Annotated in this window: 15 protein-coding genes; 7 read left to right on the top strand and 8 right to left on the bottom strand. The window is 64.5% G+C overall.

Going from position 1 to position 15,620, the window contains the following annotated elements; genetic code table 11:
* Positions 1-191 precede the first annotated feature (191 nt).
* Positions 192-1,082: a methyltransferase domain-containing protein gene (locus CD932_RS14720; protein WP_094443281.1), complete on the bottom strand. Its 891-nt coding sequence runs from the start codon at positions 1,080-1,082 to the stop codon at positions 192-194.
* A 78-nt stretch (positions 1,083-1,160) separates the two neighbouring features.
* Between CD932_RS14720 and CD932_RS14715 the strand changes: the two genes are divergently transcribed.
* Positions 1,161-1,883, top strand: a complete 723-nt coding sequence (locus tag CD932_RS14715) for a ComF family protein (protein ID WP_094443280.1) — start codon at positions 1,161-1,163, stop codon at positions 1,881-1,883.
* 26 nt (positions 1,884-1,909) lie between these two features.
* Complete coding sequence (trmL, locus tag CD932_RS14710; RefSeq protein ID WP_094443279.1) at positions 1,910-2,380, top strand: tRNA (uridine(34)/cytosine(34)/5-carboxymethylaminomethyluridine(34)-2'-O)-methyltransferase TrmL; 471 nt, start codon at positions 1,910-1,912, stop codon at positions 2,378-2,380.
* Between the two features lie 6 nt (positions 2,381-2,386).
* On the opposite strand, the gene CD932_RS14705 is transcribed toward trmL, so the two are convergent.
* The 7 genes from CD932_RS14705 to rfaE2 form a co-directional block, all read right to left on the bottom strand.
* A complete protein-coding gene (locus CD932_RS14705; protein WP_094443278.1) occupies positions 2,387-3,139 on the bottom strand; it encodes a hypothetical protein in 753 nt (250 codons plus the stop codon).
* Positions 3,140-3,156: 17 nt separating this feature from the next.
* Positions 3,157-4,344: a hypothetical protein gene (locus CD932_RS14700; protein WP_141213255.1), complete on the bottom strand. Its 1,188-nt coding sequence runs from the start codon at positions 4,342-4,344 to the stop codon at positions 3,157-3,159.
* Between the two features lie 13 nt (positions 4,345-4,357).
* Entirely contained in the window at positions 4,358-8,047 is a 3,690-nt protein-coding gene (locus CD932_RS14690; protein ID WP_094443275.1) for a tubulin-like doman-containing protein, read from the bottom strand.
* 40 nt (positions 8,048-8,087) lie between these two features.
* The gene (locus CD932_RS14685) at positions 8,088-8,522 is read right to left on the bottom strand and encodes a hypothetical protein (protein WP_094443274.1); all 435 of its coding nucleotides are present in this window, start codon (positions 8,520-8,522) and stop codon (positions 8,088-8,090) included.
* Positions 8,523-8,569: 47 nt separating this feature from the next.
* Positions 8,570-10,051 (bottom strand): hypothetical protein, encoded by a 1,482-nt coding sequence (locus CD932_RS14680; RefSeq protein ID WP_254926586.1) that lies wholly within the window; start codon positions 10,049-10,051, stop codon positions 8,570-8,572.
* Complete coding sequence (locus tag CD932_RS14675; protein ID WP_094443273.1) at positions 10,048-11,538, bottom strand: hypothetical protein; 1,491 nt, start codon at positions 11,536-11,538, stop codon at positions 10,048-10,050. Before CD932_RS14675 ends, CD932_RS14680 begins: the two co-directional genes overlap by 4 nt.
* 235 nt (positions 11,539-11,773) lie before the next feature.
* Complete coding sequence (gene rfaE2, locus CD932_RS14670) at positions 11,774-12,250, bottom strand: D-glycero-beta-D-manno-heptose 1-phosphate adenylyltransferase (protein ID WP_094443272.1); 477 nt, start codon at positions 12,248-12,250, stop codon at positions 11,774-11,776.
* Between the two features lie 172 nt (positions 12,251-12,422).
* Between rfaE2 and CD932_RS14665 the strand changes: the two genes are divergently transcribed.
* The 5 genes from CD932_RS14665 to CD932_RS14645 all read left to right on the top strand — a co-directional run bounded on the left by CD932_RS14665 (position 12,423) and on the right by CD932_RS14645 (position 15,553).
* The gene (locus tag CD932_RS14665) at positions 12,423-13,373 is read left to right on the top strand and encodes a hydrogen peroxide-inducible genes activator (RefSeq protein WP_094443271.1); all 951 of its coding nucleotides are present in this window, start codon (positions 12,423-12,425) and stop codon (positions 13,371-13,373) included.
* 58 nt (positions 13,374-13,431) lie between these two features.
* The gene (gene ubiA / locus CD932_RS14660; RefSeq protein WP_094443270.1) at positions 13,432-14,286 is read left to right on the top strand and encodes a 4-hydroxybenzoate octaprenyltransferase; all 855 of its coding nucleotides are present in this window, start codon (positions 13,432-13,434) and stop codon (positions 14,284-14,286) included.
* A gap of 107 nt (positions 14,287-14,393) precedes the next feature.
* Positions 14,394-14,750, top strand: coding sequence for a DUF883 family protein (locus CD932_RS14655; protein WP_094443269.1), 357 nt, complete (start codon positions 14,394-14,396; stop codon positions 14,748-14,750).
* A 72-nt stretch (positions 14,751-14,822) separates the two neighbouring features.
* The gene (locus CD932_RS14650) at positions 14,823-15,209 is read left to right on the top strand and encodes a phage holin family protein (RefSeq protein WP_094443268.1); all 387 of its coding nucleotides are present in this window, start codon (positions 14,823-14,825) and stop codon (positions 15,207-15,209) included.
* Positions 15,206-15,553, top strand: coding sequence for a hypothetical protein (locus tag CD932_RS14645; RefSeq protein WP_141213254.1), 348 nt, complete (start codon positions 15,206-15,208; stop codon positions 15,551-15,553). Before CD932_RS14650 ends, CD932_RS14645 begins: the two co-directional genes overlap by 4 nt.
* Positions 15,554-15,620: the final 67 nt, after the last annotated feature.

The following is a 15,620-nucleotide window of genomic DNA, read 5'->3' as shown; positions in this document are numbered from 1 at the left end:
TTTATTTTTTGCACGGCCCTTGTTTTTTAGCTTAACAAGCTGACAAAACAATCAACGATTATAAGCAAGAAAAGTTGAATCCATCAAGAAATATACGGCGCATGCGGGGCTACGCCAACGATGGCGGCGCGGATTGCAACGGTTGCAGCCATTTCAGCCGCCATGCTGACGAAGTCTTGGTTTTTATCCGCTTATTTACGCGGCAAGTCAAAACGAATGATCGCTTCGCCGTTGCGCGTCACACGCGGTGCCGGACGAAAAGCATGGCCATAAAGCACTTCAAAAGTAAGCCCCAGCTTGCCATCAGGCCGACGCATTTTCTCGAGGGCAGCCAGCATGCGCTGCCATGCCTGCTTGCCCATCAGCCCGCGCCGGCGCGTGGTCAAGGGATTGCCGCCAAAAGCACGCACATCGGCCAGCAGTTTTTCCGGCGTGTCATAGGTGACGGTAATGATTTCCATATCGAGCACCGGCGTGGAAAAGCCCGCTTCGACCAGCATGTCGCCAAAATCATGCATGTCGACAAACGGCAAGGCGTGCGGCGTCAGATCAGCCTCGGCAAAGGCGTCGCGCAGTTCGCGGAACGTGTCGGGGCCAAAACAGGAAAACATCAGCAAGCCGTCCAGGCGCAGCACGCGGCGCCATTCGGCAAACACGCGGTCGGGCTGGGCATGCCAGTGCAGCGCCAGGTTGGACCAGACCAGATCGACGCTGTTCGGCGCCAGCGGCAAGTCGCCCAGGTCGCCGCACAGCAAGTCCACGCCGGCCTTGGCCGGCAGCAGCTTGCTGAGGAACTGGTTCAGGCCGGACAATTTGCTGGCCGGCGCGCGCGCCGCCAGCACCATCGCTTGCGCCGCGTCGAGACCGATAATCTGTGCGGCCGGATAATCCTTGTGCAGTTGGGCCAGGTCCGCGCCGGGACCGCAACCGGCGTCGAGCACGCGCAAGGGCGCGATCTTGACCAGCTCCAGGCGTTCATGCATGCGCGACGACACTTCGCGGCGCAGGAAATCGGACGGCGCCACGCGCGCCGGGCGGGAAAAGAAATCACGGACGTGCACCGCATCGATGGGCGCACTCATTTTGGGCGGAGTAGTGGGAACTGACATGTCGAATCGGGTGAGATGAGATAATGTCGGCAGTGTACATGGAACGCGGCCATGGCGATCAACAGCCTTTTTTGCCTCGCTGTGCTGGGCAGCCTGCTGCCGGCCCAGTGCGCGCTGTGCGCCGGCAGTTGCCGCGCCATCGTGTGCCAGCCTTGCCGCCGGCAATACCTGGAACATCGGCGGCGCCGCTGCCGCCAGTGCGCCAATCCGCTCGATGACACGGCGTTGCTGTGCGGCCGATGTTTGCGCCGCCCGCCCGCCTACGACGCCACCTGGACGGCGGCGGACTACGCGGCGCCGGTCGACCAGCTGTTGCTGCAACTGAAATTTGGCGCGCGCCTGGCGCTCGCGCCGCTGTTTGCGCAGCTGCTGGCGCAAGCGGTACAGCACGAAGGTGACTGGGACGCGCCGCAAATGCTGTGCCCGGTTCCGCTGGGACCAGGCCGCCTGGTCGAGCGCGGCTATAACCAGGCGCTGGAAATCGCGCGTCCGCTGGCGCGCAGGCTTGACATTGTCTTGCAGCCAAGGCTGGCCCTGCGCGTGCGCGAAACGCGCGCGCAAAGCGGCGTGGCGCCGCGCGAACGGCGCGCCAACCTGGCGCAGGCCTTTATGGTGGCGCCGCAACATGCCGGCCATGTGCTTGGGCGCCATGTCGGCATCGTCGACGACGTGATGAGCAGCGGCCATACCGTCCACGCGCTGGCAGTGGCATTGAAACGCGAAGGCGCGCGCAAGGTCACGGTGCTGGTGGCGGCGCGCACGCCGCCGCGCTGATCGATTACTTATATGAGGAGAACATCTTGTTTCACGTAGTGCTGGTCAACCCGGAAATCCCGCCCAATACGGGCAATATCATCCGCCTGTGCGCCAATACAGGCGTGCAGCTGCACCTGATCGAACCGCTGGGCTTTCCGCTCGACGACGCCAAAATGAAGCGCGCCGGTCTCGACTACCACGACTACGCCAGCATGAAGGTGCACAAGCACTGGGACGCCTTTATCGCCGACACGCAACCCGACCCGGCGCGCATGTTTGCCATGACCACGCACGGCTCGCGCCCGTTCGCCGAACTGGCCTTTTTGCCTGGCGACGTGTTCGTGTTCGGCTCCGAAACCAGGGGCCTGGACCCGGCGCTGCGCAACAGTTTTCCCGGCGAGCAGCGCATCCGCCTGCCGATGCGCCCCGACAACCGTAGCCTGAATCTGTCCAATACGGTGGCGGTGGTGGTGTATGAAGCGTGGCGCCAGCACGGCTACGCGGGTGGCGCCTGATCAGATTTAACGCAGCGCCAGCTGCGCGTTGGCGCCCGTCTCCACGTCCAGGATCACCAACTGCGTGCGCAAATCGCGCGTGGCGGCCAGCTTGCCGTTGACATACAGATTGGTCTTGACGCCGTACACGCCCTGCGACACGCCGGCCGGCAAGGTCAGCTCGAACGAGTTTTCAAAGCGCCCGCCGGTGCTGTTGCTGCTGGCCAGCGACTTCGAGCCGGACTTGAAGGGCTGGCCCTGCGGGTCGAACACCACCAGTTCCTCGCGCACGTCGGTGACGCTTTGCGCGCTGCCGTTGACCAGTTCCACCACCGAGTTGACCTTGAAAGGCTGGCCGCGCTTGACGGTGGCCGCGCTCACTTGCGGCGTGTACGACACCACTTGCGGCTCGCGCGGCAAGGCACCGCGCGCGCGGATATAGTCGCGGTCGGCTTGCGCCGCCGTCTTGGTCTGGCGCGAATTGACATTGATCGCCAGGCAGCCGGCCGCAGCCAGGCCGCCGCCGATGGCGGCGCCCTTCAGCGCGCCATTCTTGCCGCTGACCAGGGCGCCGAGCAAGGCGCCCACAGCCGCGCCGGCCGCGGCCGTCGCGCCCACGCTGCACGGGTCGTCGCTGGTAGCGGCCTGCGGTGCCTGCCCGCCTTGCAGAGTTGGTGTGTCCTGGCGCACGCCGTTCGGGTTGCCGGGCGCCGTCGCGCAGCCGGCCAGCATGGCGGTAATCGTCAGGGCGGCGGCGGCGCGCAAAGTGGTCTTGTTCATGTGAGCTCCAAAGTGACTTATTTGATCGTGGTTTCCGTCTGCAGCACCTGGCGCTCGCGCTCACGCACGCGGCGCGACAGATTGTCGATACGCGGGTTGTTCGGGTCGACCCGGCGCGCACTGTCCAGATAGGTCTTGGCGGCGTCGAAACGGCCATCGGCCATGGCCCGTTCCGCGTCGCGCAGGAACGATTGCGCCATCTCGTTGCGCATGGCGGCGCCATTGTCGACGGCGGGCGCCGGCACCGGGACAGCCGCAGGTACCGCACGTTCGACCGCACGCGGCACGGCAAGTTCAGCCTGTGCCGGGCGGGTTGGCGCCGGATCAAGCGGCGCAGGCGCGGGTGTATTCAATGCCTGCGAATCGGCCTTCAATTGCTTCAGTTCCGGATACTCCCGGTCGATCGCTTCGAGTCTGGCGATGCCGCTTTGCGCCGCCGACGCATCCTGGTTGTCGAGCGCCTGGCGCACACCCACCTGCACCGACGCGGCCGCCGCCTGCTGGCGCGCCAGCTGCTTGCGCAAGGACTCCACGGTGGCGGCCCCCGCGCAATCGACGTCGAGCTTGGCGATGGCCTCGCCCGCGCTTTGCAAACGCTTGCCGTCGAGTGCCTTTTCAATTGCCTTGACGCTGCGCTGGCAGCCGCTGCTGGCCGCGCCGGCCTTGGCGATGGCCGCCTGCAAGTCCTCGGCCTTGGCGCTGGACTTGCCAGTGCAGACGTTTTTCGCCGTCGCCAGCTTCTGGCGCGCACCGTCCAGGCTGCCATTGGCAACCAGTTTCAGACCGCTGTCGATGGCGTCATTGCAGGCCGATTCGCTGTTGCCGCCGGGCTTGCCGTTCATATAGACGATGACCAGCGCCAGCACGGCGATGGCAGCCAGCCAGCGCGGCCATTTCCTGGACGCACCGGGTGGCACCACCACCTTCGGTTCGGCTGTTGGCGCCGGCGTGGGTTCGGCCTTGGGTTCGACCTTGGGTTCGACCTTTGGCGGCGCTACCGGGATCACCGGCGGCGGCTTCGGCGCGGATACCGGTTCCGGCCTGGGCACAGGCACAGGCTTGGGCACCGCTGGCAACGGCGGCGGCACGGCGGCGACCGGCTTGACCGGCGGCGGCGCGACAGCACCGGCCACGCCCTGGCCGCAAAACGGACAGAACGGCACGCCGCCCACCAGCACCGCTTGACACTTGACACACTTGTTCACGACGCATCCTTCATCAAAGCGGGGGTGGCGCCGCGCTCAAGGGCGGCGGCGCACTGAACAGCACCGAAGCCAGTTCCGGGAACTGCGACAGGTCGGCCCAGGCCGGCATGCCTTCGCGCCAGACCTTGGTGGCGGCCGGCACGATTTGCCCGGCGCGCACGAATTGGCCGATATGCTGGGCAGTAAACGGTCCCTGCTGCTTGCCGTCGATGCCGAGGAAATACTGATATTCGACCAACTGCGGCGCCATGGCCGGCGTCAATGACGGCGCACCGAACGGCGACGCCACCGGCACGGACACCGGTACCGGCGCAAACAGCGATTGCAGCGCACCTGGCTCCAGCATTTCCGGCTTGATCGCGAACTTCAGGCGCGGCAAGCCATCTTCGCCCGGCTCGCGCACTTCCCATTCATGCGTGTCGGCATCGGAATCGGCAACGACATTGGCCCAGGCTTTGAGGTCGGCCAGCAGCTTTTCTTCCAGCTTGCGGATCTCGGCGTCGGTGAGGCCCTTGCGGCGTGCGCTCTCGCGCAGGTCGGCGGCGATTTCATGGGCGATCGAATTGCCGAAGCCCTTGTTGTCGAGCTGGGCGCCGCCCGTCATGGAAATCAAGCGCGGCGTGTAGACGTCGGTGGCGTAATAGCTGGCCAGCGCGGCCAGCGCCACGGTCTGCACCTCGTCGAGTTCGGCCAGGCGTTCGGCCACGCGCGACTCGATCAGGCCGTGGAACACATGGTGCAGGCCGCTCTGGCGGATCGAGCGCTCGTTGCCGATGCGGCGCACGTCGCCGCGGCCCATGGCAAACAGATACTGGCCCAGCGGCACGATACGGCCATTGTGGCGCGTCAGCACGCCCAGCATGATGGCTTTCAGGAACAGCGCGAAATGGTCGGCCAGCAGGCGGATTTCGTCGGTGCCCGGCGCGATCGGGTGATTGAACTGGGTGGTGTCGATATGCGTGTGGATCGGCGCCTTGTCGTTGTCGCTTTCCTTGCGATAACTGGTGCGCCAGCCTTCGAGCCCGCGCAGCACCGTCAGCGGCACGCCGGCCAGCTCGCAGTAGCACACGGCGCGCCCCGCAATGCCGGTCTCGACAATATCGAGCTGGCTCTTGGTAATGCCGGCCTGGGTTTGCACGCAGGCGTCGATTTCGGCCCCGAACCTGGCCTTGAAGCGTTGCGCGCCGGCCACGCCGATCACGCATTTGTATTGATCGGCCACCACATTGAATTCGCCCACCATGTTGGCGTCGATCCACGGCATGGCGCAGGCCAGCAATTTGCGGAAATAATCCTGGCGCCGCGCCGGTTCCATCTGGTCGAGGGCCGCGAACAGGGGCTCGACCTGGTTGCCGTCCTGGTCGTTCACGCCCATGGTGGCCAGGCGGTTTTCCGCCATGCGCTTGACCTTGTTCAGGATGTCGCTGCGCTGGGCCGGATCGCCCAGCATCGGGAACAGGGTCTTGGAGCCGCCGATATCCTGGAACGCTTCATCGGCCCATACCCGCAAGGTCCTGGCATCGGGCATGGCGATATCGGCCACCGTGACGGGCACCACGATGGCGGTCGCATGGTCTTTCTGCAAGTCCTTTTGCACGATCACATTTGCGGTCTGCAATTGCGACAGCATGTCGAGCACGGCGGCGCGGCCATTCTGCAATTCGCCCACCAGGCCGTTCCATACGGCGCGGCCTTCCGCATCGACGCCGGTGCGGTTACCCAGCCAGCGCGAGATGTCGCGCAGCAGCAACACGGCCTCGTCGGCGGCGCGCGCGCGCAGGTGGAACTTGAGCGCATTGGCGATCTCGGTGCGCAGATGATCCATCACCGAGGCCGCCTGTTTGTCGCCGCTGCCGAACAGGCCGCCACGCACCTGTTCCAGGTTGTTCAGCAAGCGCTCGTATTCGCGCGTGCGCACCGCTTCCTTGATTTCGCGATAGCGTTCGGCATTGGTGTCGATCTGCGCGATCAGGCCGCTGCCGGGCGCTTCGATGCGGTCCTTGATCTGCTCGACCAGCGACAGCACATATTCGAGGCCGCCGAATTCCTTGTTGTCGAGGTAGCCATACAGCTGGTCGCGCACCACCTGTTTGATATTACCGAACAATTCGGCGCGCCGCTTGGCGATGCGGTCTTCGGTGGTGTCGGCGGTGGAATCCTGGTCGCGCACGGCGTCGCGTTCGAGCTGGCGCACGGCTTCGCGCACCTGGGTCGGCCATTCCTTGCGGTCGTAGCCGGTGCGGATTTCGTCGATGCGGCGGTTGACCCGCTCTTCCACGCCGCTGAGCAGGCTGCCCTGGCGCTCGGCCAGCAAGTCGTCGACGACCTGGAAGTCGTCGAACGGACCGTTGGATCGCTTCAGTTCGATGCTCTTGTCGGAAAACACGGGAAAGTCGTTGAACGGCGTCGCGCGCAAGCCCATGTGTGCGCCGATAAAGGTATTGCGCTGGTCGTCATTGGCGCGGTTGGCGCCGGCATCGACGCCGCCCACGCCAAAGAAGGCTTTCAACATGGCACCGGCCCAGCGGTGGGAGCGCTCATCGCGCGCCGCTTCCTGGCGCGTATCGAGCACCGCCATGCCGAACGAGGAATAGCGCTGCGAGAAATACAGGCGCATGTCGCCGAAGCGGTTTTGCGGCACCGGCGCCTTGTACATGGCGTTCTTGTGCTGCGCCTGGTTGACGGCGATCGAGCGCTTGGCGCGGGCGAAGTCGGCCGAGGCGAAGTCTTCGAACAGGGAATCGGCCACCATATGATAGATGTCGTCGACGCTGTCCGTATGCTGCTGGGCCAGGTTGCCCGAGTCGACCAGGAACACTTCGTTGTAGGGCACGCGCGGCAACTCGGGGCGGTCGTAGGTATCCCAGCGGCTCAGGTAATTCTTGTTGCCCATCATCGCCGATTCCAGTTCCATCAGCGCCGCATAACCATTGCCTTCGGTACGGTCCTTGTTGTTCTTGGTAAAGCCGCTGGGCAGGAACAGCATCAGTTCCACATCGGCCCGCTCGACTTCGGTCCTGGCGATCCAGCGCGCCAGATAGCCCATGTCGAGGAAGGAGCCGGAGCCGGTGCCGCCGGCCACCGAGCCGACCACCACGATGCGAAAACGCCCCGGCTCCATGCGCAGGCCCAGTTCGCTCAGCTGGCGCTCGTGCGACAGGCCGGCCTTCAGGGTCTTGAGTTTCAGGCGGATCTTGTCGCGCACCTTGCTGTATTTGTCGAAGAAATACAGGCGCGAGACGGCGCGCACCTGGCCGGCGCCCGACTGCATGTCGAAGTTCAGGTCGCGGATCTTTTGCGGCGTCAGCGGCAGCCATTCCTTGATGTGCGGATAGCGTTCCAGCGAGTCGTCGTCGCGGCCATATTTGTCGGCGTCGAACGAGCCGACGATTTTTTCATCGTCGGTAAATTTCAGCAGGTCGAATTGCAAGTCCTGCGCCTGCGATTCGCCGCTTTCCACCAGCGCGCCATTGTCGAGGTCGAAATGAATGAATTGCGCCACCGGAAACTCGGTCAGGTTTTCAACGCGTGTGCGGTGGCCGGCGCCGCCCCATAGCGTGTTGAGGATGCGCCGGCGCACGCGCATCAGCACCTGCATGCCGGTGCCGCCCACGCCGATGAACAAGGTGGGGCGCAAATCGATGATCTTGTCCTGCTTGCGCTCGCCCGGCGCGGCGGTGGTCTGGTTCAGGGTGTCTGACATGGTGTTTCCTTAACGGGAGTGCGATGGCCGGTGCGGGCGCTTAATTTTTGCTGGAAGTAAATGTGAGCACCAGCGCCACCAGGCCGACCAGTACCAGCGGACCCATGAACAGCGGCGCGAGGAATTTGTGCGCGTTCACGGCCGCCAGCACCACGGCGGTGGCCAGGCTGGCGAGAAAAATAAACAACCACCAGCCCGAGGCATTGGCCTTGTTCGGCGACACGCGCTTGGCCACCAGGCCGTTGGCGTAGGCGTTCTTGGCAAAGAAAAAGGCGACAAACAGGATCAGCAGCACGGCGCCGCCGATCAGGGTGTCGCGCGAGGAGGTGTCGGTGGCGCCGACCTGCTCCAAAGCGGGTGCGGTCTCGACGGCAGCCGTGGTCGCCGGCGTGGACGCGGCGGCAGAAGCTGCCGGTTCGGCCGCCGGCGGTGGCAAGGTAAAGCCTGCGTTGTCTTTGGGAGTATCTTGTGCCATCGTCTGCCTCGAAAAGTGAAATAGGAATCAGGAATTGAAAAACGCGGTCAGCCCACAGTGACGGCATGGCCGTCGGCCACGCGCACGACCGACGGCTTGCCCAGGCCACGCTTGAGTTCGCCAATCTCGCGCCCGCCATCGTCGCGCAGGAGCACGCTCTTGAACGGCTTGAGCAAGACCTGGCGCGGCACGCCGTCGACCACCACGCGGTAGCGCTTGCTGCGCGTGCCCAGCAGACCGAACACGACAAACGCCAGCAGCAGCAACAGGATGGCGGCTATCATCAGCAGCACCGGCAGCAGCGGATACTGGATGCGCACCAGCAGCGGCACGGTGGCCTGCGAGGCGCGCACGCTGTCGGGCGGGGTAAACACTTCCGAGATCGGGTCGCCCGGAAACAGTTCCTGCAATTGGCCGGCAAAGCCGGAGGACAGGGCCAGGCGCTGCTCGGACAGGCCCACCGTCGCGGTCATCGGCAGCAGTACCTGCTTGCCCATGGCGGCCAGGGCCTGGGCCGACCAGGGCGAAGGAATCTGCGCCATCGGCAAGTCAAACCGCACTTCGACCGCCTGGCTGGCGCCCGGCTGCAAGCCCTTGATGACGGCCGGGCTCACCTGCAGCGGCGCGGCCTGGCCGGCCAGCGCGGCGTGCACGGTGGCGCCTTCGATCACATACGGGAAAAACATGTTCTGCAAGGACGCCTGCAGCACCACCTGGGGCACCAGGCTGGCCGCTTCCACGTCGAGCACGATGGTGCGGCCGTCGCGGCCCAGGCTGGCATGCACGTTCGGGGTATTCCTGACCGACTGCGGCACGATGCGCACGGCGTCCTGGTCCACCGGTTTCAAGCGGGCCGGCGCGCGCGTGAGCACCCTGGACAAGCGCCCGTCGGCCTGGATGCGGCTCAAGGCGTCGGCGGCCGGCTGGCCATAGGCCAGCGCATACACCATCAGACCCTTGGCGCTGTAGAGCTTGCCCTGCACTGGCATGCGCAATGGAAACACCAGGGTCTTGGTGATCGACGGCTCCAGGTGCAGCAGGCGGTAAAAATCGCGGTTGCGCTCGGCCGTCTGGCTGTCGTTGTTCGGGCTGTTCTTGTTATTGGTAAAAATCCACACAATGCCGGACGCCGAACGGAAGGGGCCGGTAATGGTTTTGGTCACGGCTTCCTGGAAGTCGGTGTCGGCCAGCGCGCCGCCGCTGCCCTTGCGCGCCAGGCCCAGGGGCGCCAGTTGCGCGGCAATGCTGGCCGCGCCACGGCCCTGGCCCAGCAGCGCGGGCGAAACATTGCTGCCGCTGCTCTGGCTGAAGGCCAGCAGGAACAGTTGATCTTCGGGCGTGCTGGCGGCCTGCGCCACAGCGCCGACCAAGGCTTTCAGCTGCGAATGCTGGTCCGTGTAAAACGGCTCCATCCAGCCCGAGTTCTGCACCAGGAAGGCCTGCTGGATGCCGGCCGCCTGCGCGGGAGCGGCCAGAACCAGGGATGCCACTGCGGCGACGGCGGCCAGGATGCGCTGTATCAGATTCATGCCTGCAGCTTCCAGCCATTGATACGGCTCAGCAAGGGATGGTAGGCCCACAAGGTGCCCTGGTGGGCGAACAGGCGCATGCGCCACGGTTCGGCCACCGAAAAGGCGTGAAACGGCAGCGGGCGCACGCCGTCGTCCTGCAGCAGTTGCGCGTACATGCGCTCATCCGAGCGCAACACGCTGTCGAGGCTGGCGCGCGTCTCGAAGCGCACGCCGAAGACGCTCTCGCCCGCTTCGAGCAGCGGCATCACCGAGGTGCTGCTGCCGCCATCGTTGCCGTGCTCGAGCTCCAGCCACGGCGCCGTTTTCAGCTTGGTGGAAAAGCGGTAGTTGATGCTGCCCGAACACAGGCGCGGCTCCATCGCCTCCACCGTTTCGCGTGCGGTGCCCAGCTTGAGGTAGAGATAGCGGTCGGCGGCGCCGTCAAAGCACAGCTGCCACAGGTCACCATCGCGCGACAGGTACGGGCAGCCGAAATCGAATTGCGGCTGCAGGCCGGCCGGCCACGGCATCCACGAGGCGGCCATGCCGCCGTCCTGGCGCTGCTGCAGGCGCAGCTGGCCATGTTCGCACGGCCAGATCACGCTGCGGCCATAGGCCACCGGCGCGCTGACACGGCCCAATGCCACCGCACCATCGAGCACGACATCGGCGCCGGCAAGGTGATTCAAGTCCAGGTTCAGGAAACGCAGCACGCCGTCCGCGCCCTGCAGCGGCGCCCACAAGCGGCCCTGGAACCAGATCGGCGCGGCTACCGAAGGCGCGTCGCCGAAGTGCTCGACCTGGTAAGTGAGCGATGGGATATCGGGCGTGATGCAGGCCAGGCCATGGCCGCTGGGTACATACAGGCAGCTGTTCCAGGCGCTGGCCAGTTCGGCGCGCCAGGCGGACACGCCCAGCTGGCATTCGGACAGCAAGCCGCCTTTCGACGATTCCAGCGCCAGCCAGTGCTGCGAGCCGGGCAGCCAGCCGTACAGGGCGCCCTTGCGCGCATCGAGCGCCAGCAGGGCCGCGCCCGTGGTGCCGAAGCGCGCCGAGAAAAACGCGTGTTCGCCCGGTGGCGGCGTGGGCAGACTGGTGTCGGGATCGGCATTGGCCAGCGCGTCGCTGGAAGAGTCGCGCGCCGGGCTGCGGGCGATTTTCAGCGCTTGCGCCGTCTGGCGCAGGCCGGTGGCGCCGGGCATGGCGCTGCTGTTGACGGCGCGCGCGCCGAATGGCGCCACCCAGGCGCTGGCCTGGCCGCTTTGCGGCGGCGCCTGCAAGGCCACGCCCGTAAACGGACTGTACTGGAATTCGGGCGGAAACTGCGCGCTGGTCTCGCCGGGCAGGCAGTGGGTACGCATCAGCTGGCCGATATCGTCGGCATTCAGGCGCGGCGACACCGGCTGGCCTGCCGCACTGCGTGTAAACTGCAAGCCTGACTGGACCGCATCGGCCATCCAGACGCCGGACTGCAGCAGCCACTCTCCCGTACTTGTATGTTCCATTGATTTCTTCTGTCGCAAACGATGACCGCCATGGGCATGGCGTGATGAACGGCGGCACTACGCGCTGCGGCTGACCTGGCGCAGCCTTGGCATAACGATCATAGTAACGCCTTTTTATCCCTGTGGAAACATTGACGGCGTGCAGCACGACATCGACGCCCCCGGGCAGGTATAACACGATAGTATAAACGCAACAAGAGCGGTTTCTCTTGTGCGTGCACAGCCGGTGTCGTTGTTACTGCTGGCGCACCTTGCTGAGCAATTTGGTGGTCGAGCGGTCGTGTTCGAAGTCGATCGCCACGGCCTGGCCGCCATAGGCCAGCACGGCCTTGCCTTCAGGTATCGCCGTCATGTCGTAGTCGCCACCCTTGACGTAGATTTCAGGCTGGATTTCCTGCACCACTTCCAGTGCGCTGTCTTCCGAAAACGGCACCACCAGGCTCACCGATGCGAGCGCGGCCAGCACCGCCATGCGGTCTTCGCAGCTGTTGAGCGGGCGGTCGTCCCCCTTGCCCAGGCGCTTGACCGAAGCGTCGGTATTGAGGGCCACCACCAGCGAAGCGCCCAGCGCGCGCGCCTGCGCCAGATAGGTCACGTGACCGCGGTGCAGGATATCGAACACGCCGTTGGTGACGACCACCGGTTTGGGCAAGGCCGCCGCGCGCGCCTGCAGTTCCTCGCGGCTGCATAGTTTGGTTTCAAAATCAGGCATGGGAGTCCAGTGTTCAGTACAGTGAGTGAGTTGGGCGGCTGGTCGTGCGCGACCGCCCGGTTCCCTCTATTATAGGGGGCGATCCGCTACAATACGCGATCGCCGCAGCAGTTGCCGCGCACGTCCTCTTTCATTCATTGCAAGCTGGCATTTCCTGTGTTTCAATCACCTTATGACACTGACTGAACTGAAATATATCGTGGCCGTCGCGCGCGCCAAGCACTTCGGCCATGCGGCAGAAGCCTGTTTTGTGGCCCAGCCGACCCTGTCAGTGGCCATCAAGAAGCTCGAGGACGAACTGGGCGTGGTGCTGTTCGAACGCGGCGGCGCCGAAATCTCGGTCACGCCGCTGGGTGCGCAAATCATCGCCCAGGCCGAGCGCGTGCTGGAACAGACGGCCGCCATCAAGGAACTGGCCAAGCAGAACAAGGACCCGCTGGCCGGCCCGCTGCGCCTGGGCGTGATCTATACGATCGGCCCCTACCTGCTGCCGCCTCTGGTCAAAGCCATGATCGATCAAGTGCCGCAGATGCCCCTGATTTTGCAGGAAAATTTTACGGTACGCCTGCTTGAACTGCTGCGCCAGGGCGAACTGGACGTGGCCATCATGGCCCTGCCCCTGCCCGAACACGGCATGGCCATGCAGACCCTGTATGACGAGCCGTTCGTGGTGGCCATGCCGCGCCACCATGCATGGACGGCGCGCAAGACCATCGCCGCGCAGGATCTGAAGTCGGAAACCATGCTGTTGCTGGGCAACGGCCATTGCTTCCGCGACCAGGTGCTGGAAGTGTGTCCGGAAATGGCGCGCTTTTCCTCGCCCGGTAACGGCATGCAGCGCACCTTCGAAGGCTCGTCGCTGGAAACCATCCGCCATATGGTGGCCAGCGGCATCGGCCTGACCGTACTGCCGCGCGCCTCGGTGCCGGATATGCACGCGGCGGACGGCATGCTGGCCTACCGCGAATTCGACGAACCGGCGCCGTCGCGCCGGGTGGTGATGCTGTGGCGCAAGAGCTTTACGCGCAAGGCCGCCATCGACGCCCTGTGCGCGGCGATTGCCGGCTGCGAGTTGCCCGGAATTACCAGTTTGTTTGAAGAGGCCGTCCAGGGCGAAAAATAGTACCTTGCCATAGTATTTGCGATAATCGGCGTTTCTCTTCAACAAGATCGAGATTTCCATGAACAAGCTGGCGCTGTATTTCCGCCTGATCCGGCTCGACAAGCCAATCGGTACCGTATTGCTGCTGTGGCCCACCCTGTGCGCCTTGTGGATGGCGCGGCAAGGCGTGCCGGACTGGCGGCTGCTGCTGATCTTTTTGCTCGGCACCTTCCTGATGCGCTCGGCCGGCTGCGCCATCAACGATTACGCCGACCAGAATATCGACAAATTCGTCAAGCGCACGGCCGACCGCCCGATTACCAGCGGGCGTATCAGCGGCAAGGAAGCCCTGGCCGTGGCCGGCGTGCTGACGGTGGCCGCCTTCTGCCTGATCCTGCCCCTGAATGCGCTGACAAAACAGTTGTCGGTGGCGGCCGTGATCATCGCCGCCACTTATCCCTACTTCAAGCGTTTCTTCGCCATTCCGCAAGCGTATCTGGGCATCGCCTTCGGCTTCGGCATCCCGATGGGTTTTGCCGCCATCACGGACTCGGTGCCCGTCGTCGCCTGGCTGTTGCTGGTCGGCAATGTGTTCTGGGCCGTGGCCTACGATACGGAGTACGCCATGGTTGACCGCGACGACGACCTGAAGATCGGCATCCGCACCTCGGCCATCACCTTCGGGCGCCACGACGTGGCCATCATCATGCTGTGCTATGCCCTGTTCCTGCTGCTGTGGCTGGCCTGCGGCTGGTACCTGGGCCTGCGCTACTGGTATGTGGCGGGCCTGCTGGTGGCGGCCGGCTGCGCCGTTTATCACTACACCCTGATACGCGCACGCGAGCGTCTGCCTTGTTTTGCCGCATTCCGGCATAATAACTGGCTGGGAGCAGCGGTTTTTGCGGGGGTCGTGCTGGACTTCGCTTTCCGCTAGTCAATCAGTCTTGCGCCTCGGACCTTGTTGACGCGCCGCAAGATCGCTTTGCCGCTGCACTCTACACTGGTATTTCACTGTGCTTTCACCCACCGATGAGGTAATACATGAGCTCGATACAAACAGGCAAATCCAGCAGCGATAACGTCATCGCCGAAGCTGGCCATGCGCGCGATAAAGTGATTGGCGACATCAAGGGTGTCATCAATGAAGCCGAAGGCTGGCTCGACAACGCCGGTGGCCAGACGGGCGAAAACATCCGCGCCGTCAAGGAAAAATTCATCACCACCCTCGATACGGCCAAGAAAGACCTGATCAAGCTGGAAGAAGACCTGGTCGACCGCACCAAAAAAGCCGCCAGGGCTACCGACGAATACGTGCAGGACAATCCATGGAAGGCCGTCGGCGCCGGCGCCGTCGTCGGCGTGCTGTTCGGCCTGCTGCTGGCCTCGTCGCGCCGCTAGTTTTTTCCCGTAGTACCCGGGCGGCAAGAGTTTTCAAGCAGTCCGCCTGCATTTCGACACGAAAGGCAGTTCATGGCTATCGTTCAACATGCTGCCCGCGTCGCGGCGACCCTGGCCGACATCATCCGCACCCGCTTGAAACTGGCGGCAGTGGAGATGGAAGAAGAGTCGCTGCGCTACCTGACTTACCTGGGGCTGGCCATGCTGGCCCTGCTGCTGCTGTTTGTCGGCCTGGTGCTGCTGGTGTTTCTCGTCATCGTCATTTTCTGGGACACGCACCGCATCGGCGCCATCGCCATTTCCTCGACCGTCTTTATCGTTGCCGCCATCGCCACCCTGGCCGGCGTGCGCGCCAGTTTTCGCGGCAAGCCCAAGCTGTTGTCCTTTACCATGGACGAGCTGAACAAGGACCTCGACGCCTTGCAGCATCTGGCGCACCGCGCATCGGAGCGGCCATGAAACCCGATCCCCAGTCCCCTATTATGGTCAAGCTGAGCGCCAGGCAACGGCGCGATGCGCTGCTGGCCGACTGCGCGCTGCAGCGCACGGCGCTGGGCCTGGAGACGCGGCAATTGTTCGAACCTTTGAGCGGCGGCAATTTGCGCCAGGCCATCCTGGCGCGCCTGAAAGTGCCGCTGATGGTGGCCGGCGGCATGCTGGGCCTGATGCTGCTGCGTCCGCGCCGCAGCTTGCCGTGGCTGCTGCGCGCCAGCGCCCTGCTGCGCCACGCCAGTGTCGCCCTGCCCATTATCCGCAGCATGCTGCAGCGCCTGAACCAGCAGCAGGCACCGGTCGAAAAATAATTTTCTGTTTGCTGCATCCAAACGGCGCATCCATGGGTAGTACCGGTATCAGCCAGCCGGCTGAACC

The organism is Janthinobacterium sp. PC23-8 (assembly GCF_002250505.1).
Lineage (GTDB): Bacteria > Pseudomonadota > Gammaproteobacteria > Burkholderiales > Burkholderiaceae_D > Janthinobacterium.
This window is presented reverse-complemented; position numbering and strand designations above follow the sequence as displayed.

What these genes read in the sequence shown, in the direction of transcription:
- CD932_RS14720 (WP_094443281.1), bottom strand. Translation starts at nt 1,082, where the DNA reads ATGAGTGCGCCCATCGATGCGGTGCACGTCCGTGATTTCTTTTCCCGC.
- CD932_RS14715 (WP_094443280.1), top strand. Translation starts at nt 1,161, where the DNA reads ATGGCGATCAACAGCCTTTTTTGCCTCGCTGTGCTGGGCAGCCTGCTG.
- CD932_RS14705 (WP_094443278.1), bottom strand. Translation starts at nt 3,139, where the DNA reads ATGAACAAGACCACTTTGCGCGCCGCCGCCGCCCTGACGATTACCGCC.
- CD932_RS14690 (WP_094443275.1), bottom strand. Translation starts at nt 8,047, where the DNA reads ATGTCAGACACCCTGAACCAGACCACCGCCGCGCCGGGCGAGCGCAAG.
- CD932_RS14685 (WP_094443274.1), bottom strand. Translation starts at nt 8,522, where the DNA reads ATGGCACAAGATACTCCCAAAGACAACGCAGGCTTTACCTTGCCACCG.
- CD932_RS14680 (WP_254926586.1), bottom strand. Translation starts at nt 10,051, where the DNA reads ATGAATCTGATACAGCGCATCCTGGCCGCCGTCGCCGCAGTGGCATCC.
- CD932_RS14675 (WP_094443273.1), bottom strand. Translation starts at nt 11,538, where the DNA reads ATGGAACATACAAGTACGGGAGAGTGGCTGCTGCAGTCCGGCGTCTGG.
- rfaE2 (WP_094443272.1), bottom strand. Translation starts at nt 12,250, where the DNA reads ATGCCTGATTTTGAAACCAAACTATGCAGCCGCGAGGAACTGCAGGCG.
- CD932_RS14665 (WP_094443271.1), top strand. Translation starts at nt 12,423, where the DNA reads ATGACACTGACTGAACTGAAATATATCGTGGCCGTCGCGCGCGCCAAG.
- ubiA (WP_094443270.1), top strand. Translation starts at nt 13,432, where the DNA reads ATGAACAAGCTGGCGCTGTATTTCCGCCTGATCCGGCTCGACAAGCCA.
- CD932_RS14655 (WP_094443269.1), top strand. Translation starts at nt 14,394, where the DNA reads ATGAGCTCGATACAAACAGGCAAATCCAGCAGCGATAACGTCATCGCC.
- CD932_RS14650 (WP_094443268.1), top strand. Translation starts at nt 14,823, where the DNA reads ATGGCTATCGTTCAACATGCTGCCCGCGTCGCGGCGACCCTGGCCGAC.
- CD932_RS14645 (WP_141213254.1), top strand. Translation starts at nt 15,206, where the DNA reads ATGAAACCCGATCCCCAGTCCCCTATTATGGTCAAGCTGAGCGCCAGG.